Source organism: Flavobacterium rhizosphaerae, from assembly GCF_046000445.1.
Lineage (GTDB): Bacteria > Bacteroidota > Bacteroidia > Flavobacteriales > Flavobacteriaceae > Flavobacterium > Flavobacterium rhizosphaerae.
This window is the reverse complement of sequence record NZ_JBELPZ010000021.1, coordinates 18,972-39,231: the sequence shown is the minus strand read 5'-3', so window position 1 is coordinate 39,231 and position 20,260 is coordinate 18,972. Positions and strand designations below refer to the sequence as shown.

Sequence of the window (20,260 nt, the reverse complement as noted above, 5' to 3'; positions counted from 1 at the left end):
CAATGAATCTTTTTGTGGCCCGATATATAATTTACATACTTTTTTTATGCCTGCCTTTTATAGCCAGCGCACAGGATGATGTTACAATTTACACAGAACCTCCTGCTGTAGATACAACTGAATATAACACATCTGCTGCTGAAGGGGATGAAGAAGTTACTTATGAACCACCTCCACCCCCGGTTTATACCCAGCGTACTTTTGAAGATGATTTTAAAGAGCGTTACAAAGGCCGTGAATTTAACTACCGCCCTAAAGAGGAATCGCAATCCTGGTTTTCCCGCTTTATGGAGTGGCTTAATAATTTGTTAGACCGTATTTTTGGTACCGATGCCGCCTATGATACCGAAATAGCATGGAAAACTATTATATACCGTGTTTTGCTCATCCTGGTTATTGGCGCAGCCATTTATATTGTGGTTATGGCAATAATTAAAAAAGAAGTAGGGTGGATATTCCGCAGGAGTCGCAAAATTATTGCTCCACACGATGTAGATACCGAAGATATACACGTAATGGATTTTTCTACACTGATACAGCAAACTAAAGAATCCGGAAATTACCGCCTGGCAGTGCGCTACTACTATTTGTGGCTTTTAAAAAAGCTTTCGGTACGCGAACTTATTGCCTGGAACTGGGACAAAACAAATTCTGACTACCTGTACGAAATAAAAGATGAAGCCTTAAGAAAAGATTTTGAATACCTTTCTTACCTGTATGATTATAGCTGGTACGGTGAATTTACAATTGACACCTATGCTTTCAGCAAGGCAGAAAAGGCTTTTCAAAAAACAATAAATACCCTATAGCCATGAGCAGGAAATTACTCATAGGTATAATTATAAGTTCGGTAGTACTGTTTGTGCTAATTATTATAGCTTCGGCCTTATCTCCAAAAGATATAGACTGGTCACGCACGTATAATGTTAACGATAAAATACCCTTTGGACTGTATGTTTTTAATAATGAAGCCGAAGGCCTGTTTAAAAACCATGATATTACAAAATTCAGTTCCTCTCCCTATGAATTTCTGGATGCACATTATAACTATGATACCCGAAAATATGAAGCCGGCTCTATACTTAAAGTAAGTGGAAATAATACCCTGGATCCATCATCGGTACAAGAACTGCTATACTATGCTGACTATGGCAATACGGTTATGCTAAGCATGGAGCATATGCCCCAAAAACTGCTCGACACGCTGGGGCTACGCATAAAATATGAACAACCGGCAGACTCTGTGCAACTTACAGTAAAAAATAATAAGGCCAGGAAATTTTGGTTTAAAGAAGGTATAGTACCCCGTTATTTTGACAGCATAAGCCAAAATAATGACAGTATTACTATTCTGGGTTACGAGACTTTTAAAGGTGTAAAGAAGCCAGATTTTATAGAAGTACGCTTTGGTGACGGGCGCATATTATTGCATACACAGCCCATAGCTTTTACCAATTTTTACCTGCTTAAAAACAATTATTATCAATATGCCGAAGAGGTAACCTCTAAAATACCTGTGGGCAAACTGTTTTGGCAGAATATTGATGATGAAGAAATGGAAGACCGTTCATCATTACGGTATATTATGCAACAGCCGGCGCTACGCGCTGCCTGGAGGCTGGGACTGTTAGGGCTGCTGATATTTATATTATTTAATGCCAAACGTAAACAGCGTGTTGTACCCATAGTATCCCCTTTGTTAAATACTACCATAAGTTTTGCCAAAACAATTGGTAACCTGTATTACCAGGAGCGTAACCACCATACTATAATAGAAAAGAAAATTATTTATTTTCTGGAGTATGTGCGCAACGAATACCTGATAGATACCTATAGCCTTGATGATGGTTTTATACAAAAACTGCATCAAAAAACAGGAAAACCTGTAGATGATATACAAAAGGCTGTAAACCTGATAAAAAAACACCGCCACGCGCTAAACAGTACAGAAGCCGATGTGGTAGAAATAAATAACGCCATAGAAAAATTAAGGTTATGACAGAATTTGAGAATACTAACCCCGAAGAAAACCAGGAAAATATAAACCCTGTACCTCAGCAGGAAACAGAAAACAGCCCGGAAACAGTACATCAGGCTACAGATAACACTATAGCCCCTGTTACAGAAAATGAGGATATCAGCTTTACATCCAGAATAGACCTTAATGAGCTAAAAAACAGCATTGAGGCCATAAAGCGGGAAATAAGCTCGGTAATTGTAGGGCAGCATAAAATGATAGACCGCCTTTTGGTAGCCATTCTTTCAAACGGGCATGTTTTAATTGAGGGTGTACCCGGTGTAGCCAAAACCATTACCGCAAAATTACTGAGTAAAACCCTTTCGCTCGATTTTAGCCGTATACAGTTTACACCAGACCTGATGCCCAGTGATATTTTAGGCACCTCGGTATTTGACCTTTCAAAATCAGAATTCAACTTTAAAAAAGGGCCCGTTTTTTCAAACTTTGTCCTGATTGACGAAATTAACCGTGCCCCGGCCAAAACCCAGGCGGCTTTATTTGAGGTGATGGAAGAACGCCAGATTACAGTTGAAGGCGAAACGTATATTATGGAAGCGCCCTTTTTAGTAATAGCCACCCAAAACCCTATAGAGCAGGAAGGTACTTACAGGCTGCCCGAAGCACAGTTAGACCGCTTTTTGTTTAAGATAAACATTAGCTACCCTAACCTGGAAGAAGAAATCTCCATATTGCAGCGCGAAAATGCTCTGCAAAACCGCGATAAATTGCAGGATATTAAAAAAGTACTTACCCAAAGTGATATTGTAAAATACCAGGCTTTGGTTAAACAAATTGTTATAGAGCCTAACCTTTTGGAGTATATTGCCAAAATAGTGAGCAACACCCGGGAGAATCCGTTTTTATACCTTGGCGCTTCGCCACGTGCCTCTATAGCCATATTAAACGCTGCAAAAGGGTATGCCGCGCTGCGTAACCGCGATTTTGTAACCCCGGATGATATTAAAGACTCTGCCGTGCCGGTATTGCAACACCGTGTAGTGGTGGCACCAGAGCGCGAAATGGAAGGCCTTAGCGGCGAACAGATTATTAAACAAATTATAGATACTGTTGAAATACCACGTTAATGAATAGGGTACTCACATGGTTTAAAAACCTTTACCTCAACAACTTTACCTTTTATGCCTTTATAGGCATACTGGTAATGTTTGTGTTGTCTTATATTTATCCTTCGCTGTACAGGGCTACCTGGCTGTTGTTTTTTGTTTTTCTGGGTTTTATTTTAATTGATATACTATTGCTGTATGTTGGGCGTAATTTTTTTACTGCCGAAAGAAAAACGCCCGAAAAGTTTAGTAACGGCGATGAAAATGAGGTAATCATTACCATGCAGAACAACTATGGTTTTACGGTTAGGGCAAAAGTAATAGACGAAATACCTTTTCAGTTTCAGGAGCGTAATTTCAGTATCATTAAAATGGTACAGCCGGGTGCCACTGCTGCTTTTGGGTATTACCTGCGCCCTGTAGCACGGGGCGAATACCATTTTGGCAAATTAAATATATACATTTCATCTCCTTTAAGGTTGGTAGCCCGCCGCTATATTTTTGGCGATGGCGCTATGGTGCCCACCTACCCTTCTTTTTTACAGTTGCGCAAATACAACCTTATGGCTTTTTCTAACCGTCTGTTTGAGTACGGCCTAAAAAAAATACGCCGTATTGGGCACACCATGGAGTTTGAGCAGATAAAAGAATATGTTACCGGTGATGATATACGCACTATAAACTGGAAAGCCACAGCCAAAAAGAAGCAATTGATGGTAAACCAGTTTCAGGACGAACGCTCACAAAATATTTATATGGCCATAGATAAAGGCCGTGTAATGAAAATGCCTTTTAATGGGCTGAGCCTTTTAGACTATGCCATAAACTCTACCCTTGTTTTAAGTAATGTAATATTAAAAAAGCAGGATAAATCAGGTATGTTTACGTTTAGCAAAAAAACGGAAAACCGCGTTATGGCCGACCGCCGGTCCGGGCAAATGCAAAAAATACTTGAAACCCTGTATAATATAAAAACCGATTTTTTTGAAAGCGATTACGGCAGGCTGTACGGGGATATCAGGAAAAACATAACCCACCGCAGCCTTATATTGCTGTATACTAATTTTGAAACGCTCGATGGTTTAAAAAGGCAGCTTCCTTACCTTAAGGGTATTGCCAAAAGCCATTTACTGGTAGTAATATTTTTTGAAAATGTAGAACTGGAAGAACTGATTTATAAAAGGGCCGAAAACGTACAGGAAGTATATGACCAGGTTATTGCCGAAAAATTTGCCTTTGAAAAAAGGCTTATTGTAAATGAGCTTAATAAGTATGGTATACACTCTGTACTCACTAAACCGGAAAACCTTACCATAGACAGCATTAACAAATACCTGGAAATAAAAGCCCGCGGTATATTGTAAAATTATATTATTATAAACTTATTACCGAAACACATTTGGCAGCAACAAAACAACATATTAAACGTATTGATGCCATTTATACTTAGCTTTGGGCATGTATTGCTTGAGTTGCCTTAAAACCACTACAGTTTTATAGACATACACCGGCAACTATCTGCCCGGTATTAAAGAAATAGATTTTATAACGTGAAATACATCAGCAGTCCACAAAATCCAATTATAAAACAACTGGTACAACTTCAGGAAAAATCTAAAGCACGCAGACAAAGCGGCACTTTTTTAATTGAAGGCCGCCGAGAGCTAGAGCTTGCCATAAAAGGTGGATACAGTTTACAAACCATATTATACACTCCTGATTTATTACCGGAATCGGGGCTGGGGCCTTTGCAGGATATTGCTAATGCCCAATATATAGAAATAAGCCATGAGGTATACCAAAAACTGGCCTACAGAGACAGCACAGAAGGTATTATTGCCGTAGCAGAAAGCAAAGACACATCGTTGGAAAAGCTTGCCATTGGCAGCAACCCGCTGATACTTGTTGCCGAAGCGCCCGAAAAGCCCGGTAATATTGGTGCAATGCTGCGCACTGCTGATGCTGCCGGGCTTGATGCAGTAATTATAGCCAACCCAAAAAGCGACCTGTATAACCCCAATATTGTGCGTAGCAGTGTAGGCTGCCTGTTTACCAATACTATCGCCACTGGTACTACTGATGAAATAATTGACTATCTAAAAAGCCGTAACATAAATATATTTTGCGCCACGTTGCAGGACCACGCTAACTACCATGATCAGGACTACACCATACCCTGCTCCATTGTAGTGGGTACAGAGGCTACAGGATTATCCCAGGCGTGGCGCGATGCCTCAACGCAGAACATTATTATACCCATGCAGGGAGAAATTGATTCAATGAATGTTTCTGTTGCAGCAGCAGTACTCATTTTTGAAGCCAAAAGGCAACGCCAATTTAAATAATGCCCGACGATATAGTAATATACCACAACCCCATAAACGGGGAGTATACTAAAGTTTTACAAAGCGCTGCAGCTACATGTAATGCATACAGCCTGTTTGAAGTAAGCCTGAAACCCGGTGGTGGCAACCCGATGCATTTTCATAAAACATTCAGTGAAGAATTTTTTGCAGTAAAAGGTATTCTCGGCATTCAAAAAGGTAAAGTAATGTTACATCTAAAACCTGGCGAAAATACCATAGCATACCCTTTAGAAAAACACCGTTTTTTCAATAATACAAATGAAGAAATTATTTTCAGGGTAAAACTTTCACCGGGCCAGCCTGATTTTGAAAATTTTCTGAAAACGCTTTTTGGGCTTGTACAGCAAAAAAGAACATTTACAGCAAACCAATTCCCCAAAAACATTTTTCATATTGCAATATTATACCATTGGGGAGATACCCACCCCGTAAACCCCTTAATACTTTTTTTTTCGCCACTTGCAGGATTTATTTATCGTATAGCCGTTACACTGGGAATAGAAAAAAGACTGATTGAAAAATACTGCTATTAGGTAATACTGATTTAAATTGATAAATTTGTATCTTTCAATATAATTATGAAAGCAAAGGAGATAGAACGGATATCAAAAGCATTGGGCGACCCGCACCGGCTGCGTATAATGCAGGAAGTTAAGAAACAACAATGGATGCCCTGCGCACAAATTTGTGATATGCTGGATTTGGCGCAACCCTCTGTATCACACCATATAAAGCAACTTGTAGATGCAGGGCTGCTAATTGCCGAGAAAGAAGGGCGCAACATTAAGTATACTATTGATAAAGAAATGTTTGGTGGTTATATAAATTATCTCAATACCTTAATATAAAAAATATATATCGAAAAATTTAAATGTATTGATTTATTATGTAATATTGTATTGTAAATGAGTGATAAATTCTGGCGGTAATAAACTGCTTTTTTTTGAAACAATTACATAGATAAATATAAATATATAAATTAATAGATCACAAACATGAGTACCACATTAAACGGAAAAGTAGCTATAGTTACCGGCGCCAGTAAAGGCATTGGCACAGGTATAGCAAAAAGCCTTGCAGCAGCAGGCGCATCAGTAGTAGTTAACTATGTATCGGATAAAACCGGAGCAGACAAGGCTGTAAGCCAGATAGCAACGGATGGCGGCAGTGCAATAGCAGTACAGGGATCGGTAACAACTCAAGCCGATGTACAAAAAATATTTGATGAAGCCCTAAAAGCCTTCGGCCGTGTAGATATATTGGTAAACAACGCCGGTTTTTATGAATTTAGCCCTATAGCTGATATAACAAAAGAGCATTATGATAAAATGTTTGATGTAAATGTATGGGGTGTGCTGCTTGCAACCCAGGAGGCCGTAAAACATTTTTCTTATAATGGGGGCAGTATTATAAATATAGGCTCATTAGTAAGCAAAAAAGGATTTCCTGATACTGTTGTATATTCTGCCACTAAAGGTGCACTTGATACCATTACCAGTACATTAGCTATTGAACTTGCCCCTAAAAAAATACGGGTAAACCTTGTGGCACCCGGAATGGTTGAAACAGAAGGCACGGCTACCGCAGGAATTAAAGATAGTGAATTTGAAGCTAATACAATAGCTGCTACACCGCTTGGGCGCATAGGCAAGCCGGAAGATATTGCACGCGTGGTAACCTTTTTAGCCGGAGATGATGCTGCATGGGTTACCGGAGAACATATAACCGCAGCAGGCGGCATGTATTGATTTTTTTGAATCCTTGTTTTATTTTTCTCAGTGTCTGAACCAGCCCGGCTATCGCCGGGCTGGTTTATTTATATACTTTTTTAACTGGTTGAACATGCTATAATACCGCTGTGGGCATATTGCTAATGATAAATCTTTTTATTACTTTTAAACGAAGGATATGAAGATATGGTTGAAATTGATTTTGAACAGGAAAACAAGGCAATAGCCAAAGAATATAAAGAACTGCTGCGCATAAGTTACCAGACACTAACCGTTGAGGATAAAAAACTTATACGCCGCGCTTTTGATGTGGCTGTTGACGCCCATAAAGACCAGCGCCGTAAATCGGGCGAGGCTTATATATTCCACCCCATAGCTGTGGCTAAAATTGTAGCGTCTGAAATTGGTTTGGGCGCCACTTCTATTGCCAGTGCACTGCTGCACGATGTGGTAGAGGATACTGATATTACTATTGAGGACATTGAACGGATGTTTAATCCTAAAATTGCACAAATAGTAGACGGTCTCACCAAAATTGCACAGGTAAAAACAGACCAAAACGTATCGGTACAGGCAGAAAACTTCCGTAAAATGCTGCTTACCCTTAATGATGATGTGAGGGTAATACTAATTAAACTGGCTGACAGGCTTCATAATATGCAAACCATGGATTCTATGGTTGATTATAAACAAGCCAAAATAGCTTCGGAAACCTTATACATATATGCCCCATTGGCTCACCGGCTTGGGCTTTTTAATATAAAAAACCAGCTTGAAGACTTAGGCCTTAAATATACCGAGCCGGCAGTATATAATGATATTGTAAGTAAAATAAAAGAAACTAAAGAAGAGCAGGATGCTTATATAAAAGCAATATCTGATGTGTTGAAAGACTCGCTCAATACTGAGGGTATAGAATATGTTATAAAAGGGAGGCCAAAATCGGTATATTCCATCCGCCGTAAAATGCTGGCACAGGGTGTAAGTTTTGATGAAGTGTATGATAAATTTGCCCTGCGTATTATTTACAAATCCAATCAGCATGACGAAAAATTCCTGGCCTGGAAAATATATTCAATAGTTACAGACCACTACCGCCCCAGCCCCAGCAGGCTGCGTGACTGGATATCATCTCCCAAATCAACCGGATATGAGGCGCTCCACATAACTGTTATGGGCCCAAAAGGCCGTTGGGTAGAGATACAGATACGCAGTGAGCGTATGGATGAAATAGCCGAGAGAGGTTATGCCGCCCATTATAAATACAAACAGGGTGCGCATAATGAAGAGCACGGGCTCGAAATCTGGCTTAATATGCTGAAAGAAGCTTTAGAAAACTCATCGGGCAATGCAGTTGATTTTGTAGAAGATTTTAAACTGAACCTGTATTCAAAAGAGATATATGTTTTTACCCCTAAAGGAGAAATTAAATCGCTGCCAAAAGGCGCAACATCGCTGGACTTTGCCTTTAGCGTCCACTCAGAGATAGGTGTACACACCCGCGGCACACGCGTAAACGGAAAACTGGTACCCTTAAACCACGTGCTTAACAGTGGAGACCAGGTAGAGGTAATTACATCGCCCAATCAAAAGCCAAATCCAAACTGGCTGGATTTTGTAACCACATCCCGGGCTAAAAATAAAATTAAGAGCGTACTTAACGAAAGTACCAAAAAGATAGCCGAAGAGGGCCGGGAGCTACTTACCCGCAAGCTGCGGCACATGAAAATTACGCTAAACGAAAACGTGGTTAATGAGCTGGTAAATTATTTTAAATTAAAAACCAGCTTGGACCTTTTTTACCGTGTGGGTGTGGGTACTATAGATAACCAACAGCTTAAAGATTATGCTGCACTAAAGAGTAATACGTTTATGAACTTTTTTAAAGGTAAAATTAAACGTTCGCCACAGGTACCGCAGGAGCAAATACAAAAAGAAGAAATAAGCCGCAATTATGACCTGCTTGTTTTTGGTAAAAATGAAGATAAGCTGGACTATAAGCTGGCAAATTGCTGCAACCCTATACCTGGGGATGATGTTTTTGGGTTTATTACTATAAATGAAGGCATAAAAGTGCATAAAAAAGACTGTCCCAATGCAATAAGGCTGCAAAGTAACTATGCTTACCGTATTATACAGGCTAAATGGATAGACAGCAGCCAGGAAGAATTTAAGGCCACCATTAATATTACAGGGCTTGACACCTTAGGCCTTACCAATGAGCTTACTAAAGTAATATCAAATAATATGCACGTTAATATACGCAGTATATCGCTTAATGGTAATGCGGGTATTTTTAACGGGCAGGTTACTGTTGTGGTACAAAACAACACTATACTCAAAAAGCTTATTGAAAATATTAAAAAGATAGACGGTATAGATAAAGTAACACGCATTTATAATAATTAAGCCTTTGGTAATATTTAAGATTTAATCAAAAAATCATATACATAATCCCTTAAAATATTTTTACTTAGTGTAGTTTTGCTATACGCATGCTGGATTTTAATACATGGCACATAATACTTTTATAGATAAAAAGTCGGTTTTCGATTCTGTTTATACCGAAAACTGGAAGGCCTTGTATGCTTTTGCGTATAATATACTACAGGATAAAGAAAGTAGTGAAGATATATTACAGGAAATTTTTATAGATTTCTGGGTGCGGATGGAAGAGACCGAAATTCAGAATTTCAGGGCTTACCTGTACCAGGCCATTAGAAACCAGTGCGCCAAAAAACTCAAAAACAAAAAGCTGACCCCGGTAGAAATTACTATTTTAGAACAATCTGCACAATTGGCAGAAGAGCAGGAACAAAATGATTTTCCTAAAGAAGAGATAATAAAAGAAGTGCGGCAAAAGGCCCAACAGATACTTCCCGAAAAGTGTTATGAAATTTTTGTTTTAAGATTTTATGAACATATGAACATAAGTGATATTGCTTCTTTTAAAAATGTATCTACCAGCACAGTTGAAAATCAAATTAATAAAGCCCTTAAGCTCCTTAAGCAGCAAAATATTAATTACATTAAACTACTCGCGCTACTTATTGCTGCCGCACACCACAGTTAGTTATGTAAATGTTAACAATTTTAACAAATTGTAACCCTTTAATTTTTGAATAGGTGCAAATCAAAAAGCCGGTACTTATAAGTATATGACCAAACTTATACGTATTAATGAAAGGCCAATACAACAAGATATTTAAAAATTACAGCCGTAAAAAAGCATCGGCAAAAGAAGAAAGAACAGTAAACATCTTTTTTGATAAAATGCAGCAGGTAACAGGATTTCAGCCTGACTTGGTGCCAGATAATGCCGGCGCCATAATTTATTCAAAAATTGAAACAGCGCTAAAACCCAAAACAAAAAAACGCAGTTATATGGTTGCGGCATCGGTTGCTGCCCTATTGCTGTTGGGTGGCCTACTGTTTACATTTTTACCACCAACATCTTCTGTACACACAATAACTGTAACTGCCCGTTTGGGCGAACAGCAAAAAGTACTGTTGCCCGATGCATCTGTTGTATATCTTAATGCAGGCAGTAGTATAACCTATCCGGAAAAATTTGGGGAATTATCCCGAAACGTAACCCTTGAAGGGGAAGCTTATTTTGAAGTAGAGCATGATAAAAAACACCCATTTATTATATCGTCTGACAATTTTAAAACCCAGGTGCTGGGCACCAAGTTTACCGTATCTAACTATGAGGGTGCAATACCATCGGTAACCGTAGTTTCGGGTAAAGTAAAGGTAACTGATGTGTACTCATTAAATTCTGAAATTGTTACCCGAAACCAGAGAGTTATTTATAATAAACAGACTGCCTTGCTGGTAAAAACGCAAAACATTACAGCACCAAATTATATAGCATGGATGGAGGGCCGTGTATATTTTGAACATGCCAGTATTTCAGAAGTCCTGCAAACGCTTCACCTCAGATATAATGTAGACTTTACCATAGATTCCCCTATTTATAACTGCAATACCATAAGTGGTAATTTTTCAGGCAAAGACATTAAAAACGTACTCGAAAGTATAAAATTCATAAACGATATGGATTTTAAAATTAAGGATAACAACACAATTACAATAACTTTAAAACCATGCAAATAGCCTATGTAGCAAAAATTATTAAAAAATAAACCCGAACATGGCGGCAACCAATTATCGGGTTCAGGAGTAATTAAAAAATTAACTAATTAACAAAGATATTCAATTATGTATCTTGTCACCAAAAAGCTTACACATAAACTAAATTTAATGTTACTACTATTAGTAACATTATGCTCGCAGGCAGTATTGGCTGCCAATATCGGGCAAAGTACAGAAAACACACCTATTAAGGTTTCAAAAAGTATTTATAATCTTAAAGCGCTATTAACCGCTATAGAAGAACAGACAGATTATTCTTTGATTTATACTGACGAAGTAGCAGCACTAAACACCCAAAAACCTATTAATGCCGGTACCACAACCTTAAAAGATCTTCTTGAGGAAGTATCGGTGAAATTTAACGTTGCCTACCAGATAAATAATTCATTTATAACATTTAAAAAGAGTACACTGCAACAACAGTTAACCGTAACCGGTACAGTTACAGATAATACACAACAACCGGTACCCGGTGTTACTATTAGCATAAAAGGCACTGCATCCTCTACTGTTACTGACTCTGATGGTAACTACAAAGTTACTGCCGAAGAAGGCCAGATACTTGTTTTCTCTTTCATCGGTTTTAGAACCACCGAAATGCCAATTGGCACAAATACAGTTATAAACGTACAACTGCAGGAAGAAGCCACTATGCTTAATGAAATGGTAATAACCGCATTAGGTATAAAACGTGACGAAAAAGCATTGGGTTATGCAGTGCAAAAAGTTAAAGGAAACACAGTACAAACTGTAAAAGGTGTAGATGTGGCAACATCTTTAACCGGTAAAGTTTCGGGTATGCTGGTATTAAACAGCACTGAATTTTCTGAAGCCCCTACCGTACAATTAAGGGGAGAGACACCCTTGTTAGTTATTGACGATGTGCCCTACGGCAACATGACATTAAGGGATATACCTGCCGATGATATAGAAAATGTTACCGTACTTAAAGGTGCTACTGCATCGGCACTTTATGGCTACAGGGGGGCAAGCGGCGCTATTATTGTTACTACCAAAAAAGGTAGAGAAGGTAATGGCCTTAGTGTTAGCTTTAACAGTAGTACTATGCTTACTGCGGGTTATCTTGCTATACCGGAACAACAATCTACATTCGGCCGCCAGATAGACCCTGCAACGGGCAGGTATACCGGTACAGGCGCCTGGGGTGTGCCTATGGAAGGGCAGGATGTTATACAATGGGACCCTATAAGCAAATCTTACCAGTCTATGCCTTATATTGCCCGCGGAAAAGACAACTTTAAAAACTTTTTGCAGCAGGGGTATATTCTAAATAACAACCTTAGTATAGCCCAGCATGGAGAAAAAGGTAATATAAGGTCTTCTGCCACATGGGTAAACAACCGTGGTCAGTATCCTAACTCCGAATATGATAAATATACCTATACATTAGCTGGAGATATCAACGTAGATAAGTTCAAGCTGTCATCATCGGTAACCATCAATAAACAAACTTCACCAAACATTGGTTTTAGTGGTTATACGGCTTATGACCCTATGTATAACATTTTAGTGTGGTCTGCCCCTGATTATGATATCCGTGATTATAAAGACTACTGGCTGGTTAAAAACGAATCGCAAAACAACAGCTATACCGGTACAAACAACAACCCGTATTTTGACCGTAATGAACGTATACATAGTTTAGACCGCCAGATATTTAATGGTTTTGTATCGGGTACTTATGAAATTTTACCGTGGCTTAACGCCACTGCGCGTGCCGGTTTTGATACCTATAACAACAAACAGGTAATACGCATATCTAAAGGATCTTTGGTAAGTGCCGGTGTTGCCACTGTAATACAGAACGGCACCCAAATATGGGGAGAATCTTTAAAAGGTTCTTATAACGAGGGTATCGGTACAGGATACAGTATTAACAGCGACTTCCTGCTTACAGGTAATAAAACCTTTGGCGACTTTAATATTGACGGCCTTTTGGGTAGCACATTATACTACACCCGTGACGAAGGTATAGAAGGCCGTACCCAGGGTGGCCTTTCGGTTCCCGGCTTTTATTCGCTACAGTCATCGGTAAACAATGCACTGGTAAACTCAAATGTATATAAAAGGCAGGTAAACAGCTTATACGGGAGAGTTTCTGCTTCGTGGAAAGATGTAGCTTTTATTGAAGGTACTTTAAGGAACGACTGGAGCTCTACCTTGCCCTCATCTACCAGGTCATACCTTTACCCATCAGTTTCCGGTAGTTTTGTAGCCTCAGAGGTATTACCACAATATGACTGGCTTTCTTTCTGGAAACTCCGCGGTTCATGGACCTCATCTAAAACCCCTGCCGGCATATATGATATAAATTCTGTATACAACATCAATACTAATGCATGGGGAGGTTTAAATTCAGCCTGGTATCCTGATACCATAAGGGGTAATGAGGTAAACCCTCAGTCTTCTGATACATGGGAGGTTGGTACCGCTGCCAGTTTCTTTAACAACAGGGTTTCGTTTGATGTGGCATACTATTCTAAGCGTATGTACGATTTCTTAACGGCAACTACTGTAAGCAGCGCTTCGGGGTTCAGCTCAAACTATATTAACACTCAGGAAGAGATTACCCGCCGCGGTACAGAGATTACTTTAAATGTTACACCTGTTAAAACAGCAGACTGGAGGTGGGATGTAACCGCAAACTGGTCACGTTACGCACGTTATTATACCAAACTTGACCCTGAATTTTCTGCTGATAAACCATGGGTAAAAGTAGGTAAAAGGGTGGATGCTTTTGTACTCAACGATTTTCAGAAAGATGGTAACGGAAACATAATTTACGAAAACGGCTTACCTGTATATTCAGCATATCAGTCGGTTTACGGCTATGCAGACCCTGATTGGATATGGGGGCTTTCCTCTACACTTAAATATAAAGACTTCACACTAAATGTATCGTTTGACGGACGTGTTGGCGGGCTTGCACAAACCACTACAGAAATGTATATGTGGCAGTCTGGTAACCATCCCGACTCTGTTAATGAGGCACGTTATCTAGATGCAACAACCGGCACTGCAAACTATGTGGGCAATGGTGTAAAAGTGGTATCGGGTACGGTAGCTTATGACCCGTATGGTAATATTACAAGCGATACAAGGCAATATGCCGCTAACGATGTGCCTGTAACTTACCAAAGCTATGTTTCGCGTATACACAAAGGCACTGCCTGGGGTGGCGCTCCTTCAACATACGATACCTACAGCACTACTTTTATTAAGCTAAGGGAGTTGAGCCTTACTTATAATTTACCACAAACGGCTGTTAAATTTATTGGTGCCCAAAATGCTTCAGTATCACTTATTGGCCAAAACCTGTTTTTATGGGCAAAAGACTTTAAATATTCTGACCCTGATGGCGGTATTGATAATTTTTCCGATCCGTCTCAGCGCTTTATTGGTGGTAACATCAAAATTAATTTCTAATGAAAATAGTATTAAACTGTTTAAATATAAAAAACATGAAAAAATTTATAATGGCAATTGCTGGTGTAGTCATGTTTGCAGGGTGTAGTAATTTTGAGGAAATAAATACAAACCCCAATACCCCTACACAGGTAAGCGCCTCTATGCTTACCACTAATATTATACTTAGCATAGCAAAATACCAGGGGCAGGACTCAAAAGCCTATATTACAGAAAATGCGCTGCCTAAATATGTTGGCTATGCCAATGAAGGGCAGCTGAGCGAGCAATATAACTTAATAAGGACTTCAAGTTTTGGTAAGCTAACAATTTTGCCGGACATTGATAAGATGCTGGCTTTTGCCGAAGGCAGCCCGGCGGAAGAATCTTACAAAGGTGTGGCACATTTTATAAGGGCATACACTTTTTATTTAACTACAATGGATATGGGAGATATACCCTACAGCGAAGCCGGACAGGGCGCAGCAGGTAACTTTAAGCCAAAATATGATACCCAGAAAGAAGTGTTTTTAGGCATACTTACAGAGCTGGAGGAAGCGGCACAGCATTTTCAGCAGGGTACAACCTTTGTTGGAGACCCTACCCCTTTTGCAGGCAACCCTGAGAAGTGGCTGAGAGCAGTAAATGCCTTTGAGCTTAAAGTATTAATGACGCTGAGCAATAAAACCAATGATGCTGATTTAAGGGTTCAGCAACGTTTTAGTACCATTGTAAATAACAATATGTTATTTGAAAATGATACCGACTATTTCGGACTGGTATATAACACCATTAACGCACACCCTTTGTATAGCACCAACGATATGTTTACCGGGCGCACACTGGTAAGCAATGTGGTTATAGATAACCTTAAAGCACTAAATGATAAGCGCCTGTATTACTTTGCCGAACCTGCCCCGGCGCAAATAACAGCTGGTTATGCCGAAGGTGATATGCAGGCTTATAACGGGGTTAACCCGGCTATTGATTATGCCACAATGAACGCTAATTACGGTGCAGGCAAATATTCTAAAATCAACCTGAGGTACCAGGTAAAACAAGACAGTGAAACCCGCAGGATGCTTAGCTATGCCGAGCAGGAGTTTATTTTGGCTGAAGCCCGTATAAGAGGCTGGATAAGCACCGGCAGTGCAGAGCAATATTATCAAAACGGTGTAAAATCGGCATTGAAATATGTTATGAATACCGATGCCACTTATGCGCACGGCAATGCCATAACACAAAGCGACATTGATAACTATTTTACAGGGGAAGCAGCATTTGCTGATAACGCACAAGGCCAACTGGAGCAAATCTGGATGCAGCGCTACCTATTAAACTTTTTAATGGATGGAAAAACATCTTATTACGAATACAGAAGGGTATATTATCCTGAGTTTCCGGTAGACCCTGCTACAAACCTTAATGTAAATAACCCGAACGATCTTCCGATGCGGTATCTATACCCTACCTCTGAACTGAACTATAACAGTACTAATTTAATGGAAGCATTAAACAGGCAGTTTGGTGGTTATGACGAGATAAATCAAATTATGTGGCTCCTGGCCAACTAAAAATAAGTTGTTGATTAAGTTAAGTTGTTAATCAAAACGCTGTCTCCGTAAGAAGGGACAGCGTTTTTAACTTTTAATGTTATCAGTAAATATAACTGTATAATGCAGAAATAATTTTTTAGCGTATCTTTGCCATATTGAGAGGGATATATAATGGAAAACAACAAAAATCAGGAGATTGTAAAAAATGTCTTCACCAAATTTTTAGAAGACAAAGGCCACAGGAAAACCCCTGAACGCTATGCCATACTCCAGGAAATTTACGATAATCAGGAGCATTTTGATATAGAATCACTCTACATCAAAATGAAAAATAAAAATTACCGCGTTAGCCGTGCCACGCTATACAATACCATAGAGTTGTTGCTGGAATGCGGCCTGGTAAGGCGCCACCAGTTTGGGCAGAACCAGTCGCATTATGAAAAATCATATTTTGACAGGCAGCATGACCATATAATAATGACCGATACCGGTGAGGTTATAGAGTTTTGCGACCCAAGGATACAAAGCATCAAGAAAACCATAGAGGAAATTTTTGGTATTGAAATTCACAACCATTCTTTATATCTTTATGGCCATAAAAAACAGCCCGCAGCCGAAAGCTGAAAAGGCTGAAAAAACAGCAAATACAAACCAACCCTGCATAAGGATTGGTTTTTGTTTTTAATAATGAAAATTACTGCAAACATAAACAACAAACTTAATTAAGAAATGACGGTAGACTTACTGCTTGGATTGCAATGGGGAGACGAAGGCAAAGGAAAAATTGTTGACGTGCTTACCAGCAAATATGATATAATAGCCCGTTTTCAGGGGGGGCCAAATGCAGGCCATACGCTTGAATTTGATGGTATAAAGCATGTACTAAGAACCATTCCTTCAGGAATTTTTCATGAAAAATCCATAAATATAATTGGTAACGGTGTAGTTATGGACCCCGTAGTGTTTCAAAAAGAACTCGAAGGGCTCGAAAAGTTTAATATTGACATTAAAAGCAGGCTTTTAATATCCAGAAAGGCCCACCTTATATTACCAACCCACCGCCTGCTGGATGCCGCCAGCGAAACCAGTAAAGGCAAAGCAAAAATAGGATCTACCCTTAAAGGTATAGGCCCAACTTATATGGATAAAACCGGCAGGAACGGCATACGTATAGGTGATATTGAGCTTGATGATTTTAAAGAGCGTTACCGTGCACTTGCCGATAAGCACCAGGCCATGATTGATTTTTATAATGTAGAACTTGAATATGATCTTGATGAGCTTGAAGAAGAGTTTTTTACTGCTATAGAAGCGCTAAAACAACTTACCTTTATTGATAGCGAAGAATACCTGAACAATGCGATGAAGGAAGGCAAAACCATACTTGCAGAAGGCGCACAGGGCTCATTGCTTGATATAGACTTTGGTACATACCCGTTTGTTACCTCATCTAACACCACGGCTGCCGGGGCCTGTACAGGTTTGGGTATTGCCCCCAACAAGGTAAAAGATGTATTTGGTATATTTAAGGCATATACTACCCGTGTAGGTAGCGGCCCCTTCCCTACCGAACTTTTTGATGAGGCAGGCGCAACTATGGCAAGAGTGGGTAATGAGTTTGGCTCTGTTACCGGCCGTGCAAGGCGTTGTGGCTGGTTAGACCTTGTGGCATTAAAATATGCCGTACAAGTAAGCGGTGTAACCCAGTTATATATGATGAAAGGCGATGTGCTTTCGGGTTTTGATACTTTAAAAATATGTACATCATATAAATATAAAGGAGAGGAAATTAAACACCTGCCTTATAATATTGAAGAAGAAAACGTAACACCGGTATATGTTGAGAAAAAAGGATGGCAGGCAGATCTTACGGGTATGACCTCGTATGATGAACTACCCGCTGAACTTAAAGAATATATTGAGTTTATAGAGAAAGAACTTGAAGTACCTATAAAAGTAATATCTGTAGGGCCAGACAGGACACAGACTATAACCAAATAATAAATAAAAATGGCTGCGTAAATGCAGCCATTTTTTTATACTGGTCTTAATCTTAAAAGATTAAAGATTACTCCTCCTCATTTGTAAACTGTATATTAGCCTGCATTTTAATATCTTCGCCCAATACCAACCCGCCGGCTTCGGTAACATCATCAGCATGTATATCAAAATCATTACGGTTAATGACAGCTGTAATTTCAAAGCCTGCCCTCTCTACACCAAAACCGTCTTTGGCCTCACCGCCAAACAACACATCAACAGTAACCTCTTTGGTTATTCCTTTAATAGTAAGCGCCCCGGTAAGTTTATGTTTATCACCTTCAATTTTTTTAAATGATGATGAGTGAAATTCAATAACCGGAAATTTATCGGCATTAAAAAAATCAGGAGATTTAAGATGTTCATCCCTCTCATTATTATTGGTATCTATACTGTAAACATCTATACTGATATCAAATTTTGCATCAGTAAAATTATCATGCCACTGTGTTACCATACTGCCGGAAAAAATCCTGAACGAGCCTGTAACAGATGCAATAACTAAATGACGGATGCTAAAGTGTATGTCTGAATGTGCGGTATCTAAAACCCAATTATTTGTTGCCATAAATTTTAATAAGTAAATCTTTATTTTTATGTTACTAATTTAGTAAGAAACCTCATTTTAAAGGTTATTATCACCATCAATTATTTGTTAAAGTTTAATTGAGTAATTAACAAAAGTATTGATAATCAATTTATTATAAAATCATATCTTACAAATAATAACCTATTCTGTCTAAAACAAAGTTAATTAACTAAGAATCAACCACAAAGATTACGAAATTTGATATAAATCAAATACACCAAGGTTATGGATAAGAGACAAACCCCCGCTCCAAAAGTTTCAAGTGAAAACAAAATGGACGAAAAAGATAAAGGTACCTTAAAAGAACATATGGAAGTAGCCAAGAAAGGTGCTGCCAAACAAACAGATGCTACTAAAACCCCTGAAAAAATTCAGGAAGGTGACCTGAGCAAAGATAAAACAGAATATTAATTTAAAAGAACCTGATAGTTATGAGCGATATAAATAAAAATGCTGGCCAGGAAAGGGATAACCAGGCTGGTGACAATAGAAACCATGATGATTACAGAGACCCAAGAACCCGTACTTTTAACGAGGATGAAGACTCCTGGAAAAATAAAAACCAGGATAAAGAAACTACAGAAAGCAGGGGAACTAAAAATAACGACTGGGACGAAAATGACCAGATGCAACGCAGCCCGGGATGGCATGACGAAGAGGAAGAACGCCGCGCCTCAGGAGATTATATAGATACTGATCATAGTGATTATAACAGGGGAAACAGCCGGTTTGGCTGGTATGAACCACGCGAATAATATTATGGAGTTAGACGTAAGAATTTCTATAGTTCCGAACCTAATCCAAAAATGAGCGGGATAGTTTTATAAAACTATCCCGCTTTTATATTTATACTAATTATACTTTTTTATACCCTGTGGTAATCGCCTTTCCAGTTTTTTATTGCTTTTTTTATTTCATTAGCTGTAAGCTTTTCACTAATAGCTCTGTCTGCCAAAGCAGCAAGTTCTTCATCCGGTGCAAAACGCAATGCAAATAATTGCCCCTCGCTAAGTTGAGCCTCTATAGGCTCTAAGCGCTTGCCTGTAAGTACAAAATAGCGGTAGCGCAACTCCTGCAATACTAATCGGTTTTGAAGTGTAAGCGCGTAGTGCTGGCGTAAAAGAAATGACAGCCAGGCCAGGCTGAAAAAACCAAAGCCGGCTACCAGCCAAAGTGGTTTTACATCTGCTGTGGCATTTGCTGCCTGCCAGGCACAATATATAATAGCCGCCAGCATAACGGGATAAAATACAAAATGGTGTGGTATATACCAGCGTATATGGTTTTTATAGTTTTGCTTATTTGCCATGG

The 20,260-nt window shown here is 39.1% G+C and carries 19 protein-coding genes; 17 read left to right on the top strand and 2 right to left on the bottom strand.

The window, feature by feature from the left end; all coding sequences use genetic code 11:
• The first annotated feature begins 2 nt into the window (after positions 1-2).
• The 15 genes from ABS766_RS15140 (at position 3) to ABS766_RS15070 (ending at position 18,321) form a co-directional block, all read left to right on the top strand.
• Positions 3-809 (top strand): hypothetical protein, encoded by an 807-nt coding sequence (locus ABS766_RS15140; protein ID WP_408086037.1) that lies wholly within the window; start codon positions 3-5, stop codon positions 807-809.
• Between the two features lie 2 nt (positions 810-811).
• On the top strand, positions 812-1,999 hold the full coding sequence (locus ABS766_RS15135; protein WP_408086036.1) for a DUF4350 domain-containing protein: 1,188 nt from the start codon (positions 812-814) through the stop codon (positions 1,997-1,999).
• The gene (locus tag ABS766_RS15130) at positions 1,996-3,105 is read left to right on the top strand and encodes an AAA family ATPase (protein WP_408086035.1); all 1,110 of its coding nucleotides are present in this window, start codon (positions 1,996-1,998) and stop codon (positions 3,103-3,105) included. The genes ABS766_RS15135 and ABS766_RS15130 overlap by 4 nt, the downstream gene beginning before the upstream one ends.
• Positions 3,105-4,448: a DUF58 domain-containing protein gene (locus tag ABS766_RS15125; RefSeq protein WP_408086034.1), complete on the top strand. Its 1,344-nt coding sequence runs from the start codon at positions 3,105-3,107 to the stop codon at positions 4,446-4,448. Before ABS766_RS15130 ends, ABS766_RS15125 begins: the two co-directional genes overlap by 1 nt.
• Positions 4,449-4,634: 186 nt before the next feature.
• On the top strand, positions 4,635-5,429 hold the full coding sequence (locus tag ABS766_RS15120) for a TrmH family RNA methyltransferase (protein ID WP_408086033.1): 795 nt from the start codon (positions 4,635-4,637) through the stop codon (positions 5,427-5,429).
• Positions 5,429-5,983 (top strand): cupin domain-containing protein, encoded by a 555-nt coding sequence (locus tag ABS766_RS15115; RefSeq protein WP_408086032.1) that lies wholly within the window; start codon positions 5,429-5,431, stop codon positions 5,981-5,983. Before ABS766_RS15120 ends, ABS766_RS15115 begins: the two co-directional genes overlap by 1 nt.
• A gap of 45 nt (positions 5,984-6,028) precedes the next feature.
• A complete protein-coding gene (locus ABS766_RS15110; RefSeq protein WP_408086031.1) occupies positions 6,029-6,298 on the top strand; it encodes an ArsR/SmtB family transcription factor in 270 nt (89 codons plus the stop codon).
• A 147-nt stretch (positions 6,299-6,445) separates the two neighbouring features.
• Entirely contained in the window at positions 6,446-7,198 is a 753-nt protein-coding gene (locus ABS766_RS15105; RefSeq protein WP_408086030.1) for an SDR family NAD(P)-dependent oxidoreductase, read from the top strand.
• Between the two features lie 168 nt (positions 7,199-7,366).
• The gene (locus ABS766_RS15100; RefSeq protein WP_408086029.1) at positions 7,367-9,589 is read left to right on the top strand and encodes a RelA/SpoT family protein; all 2,223 of its coding nucleotides are present in this window, start codon (positions 7,367-7,369) and stop codon (positions 9,587-9,589) included.
• A gap of 103 nt (positions 9,590-9,692) precedes the next feature.
• Entirely contained in the window at positions 9,693-10,253 is a 561-nt protein-coding gene (locus ABS766_RS15095) for an RNA polymerase sigma factor (protein WP_408086028.1), read from the top strand.
• Between the two features lie 107 nt (positions 10,254-10,360).
• Positions 10,361-11,299: a FecR family protein gene (locus tag ABS766_RS15090; RefSeq protein WP_408086027.1), complete on the top strand. Its 939-nt coding sequence runs from the start codon at positions 10,361-10,363 to the stop codon at positions 11,297-11,299.
• Between the two features lie 147 nt (positions 11,300-11,446).
• Complete coding sequence (locus tag ABS766_RS15085; protein WP_408086026.1) at positions 11,447-14,785, top strand: SusC/RagA family TonB-linked outer membrane protein; 3,339 nt, start codon at positions 11,447-11,449, stop codon at positions 14,783-14,785.
• Between the two features lie 35 nt (positions 14,786-14,820).
• On the top strand, positions 14,821-16,338 hold the full coding sequence (locus ABS766_RS15080; protein WP_408086025.1) for a SusD/RagB family nutrient-binding outer membrane lipoprotein: 1,518 nt from the start codon (positions 14,821-14,823) through the stop codon (positions 16,336-16,338).
• Positions 16,339-16,491: 153 nt separating this feature from the next.
• On the top strand, positions 16,492-16,944 hold the full coding sequence (locus ABS766_RS15075) for a Fur family transcriptional regulator (protein ID WP_408086024.1): 453 nt from the start codon (positions 16,492-16,494) through the stop codon (positions 16,942-16,944).
• A 105-nt stretch (positions 16,945-17,049) separates the two neighbouring features.
• Positions 17,050-18,321, top strand: coding sequence for an adenylosuccinate synthase (locus ABS766_RS15070; protein WP_408086023.1), 1,272 nt, complete (start codon positions 17,050-17,052; stop codon positions 18,319-18,321).
• 67 nt (positions 18,322-18,388) lie between these two features.
• Here the strand turns inward: ABS766_RS15070 and ABS766_RS15065 are convergent, their stop codons facing one another.
• Positions 18,389-18,928: a YceI family protein gene (locus ABS766_RS15065; protein WP_408086022.1), complete on the bottom strand. Its 540-nt coding sequence runs from the start codon at positions 18,926-18,928 to the stop codon at positions 18,389-18,391.
• Between the two features lie 246 nt (positions 18,929-19,174).
• Here ABS766_RS15065 and ABS766_RS15060 point away from each other — a divergent pair, with 246 nt between their 5' ends.
• Entirely contained in the window at positions 19,175-19,360 is a 186-nt protein-coding gene (locus ABS766_RS15060) for an Ntn hydrolase family protein (RefSeq protein WP_408086021.1), read from the top strand.
• A 20-nt stretch (positions 19,361-19,380) separates the two neighbouring features.
• Entirely contained in the window at positions 19,381-19,704 is a 324-nt protein-coding gene (locus ABS766_RS15055; RefSeq protein WP_408086020.1) for a hypothetical protein, read from the top strand.
• A 110-nt stretch (positions 19,705-19,814) separates the two neighbouring features.
• On the opposite strand, the gene ABS766_RS15050 is transcribed toward ABS766_RS15055, so the two are convergent.
• A complete protein-coding gene (locus tag ABS766_RS15050; RefSeq protein ID WP_408086019.1) occupies positions 19,815-20,258 on the bottom strand; it encodes a DUF6526 family protein in 444 nt (147 codons plus the stop codon).
• Between the last annotated feature and the right edge of the window lie 2 nt (positions 20,259-20,260).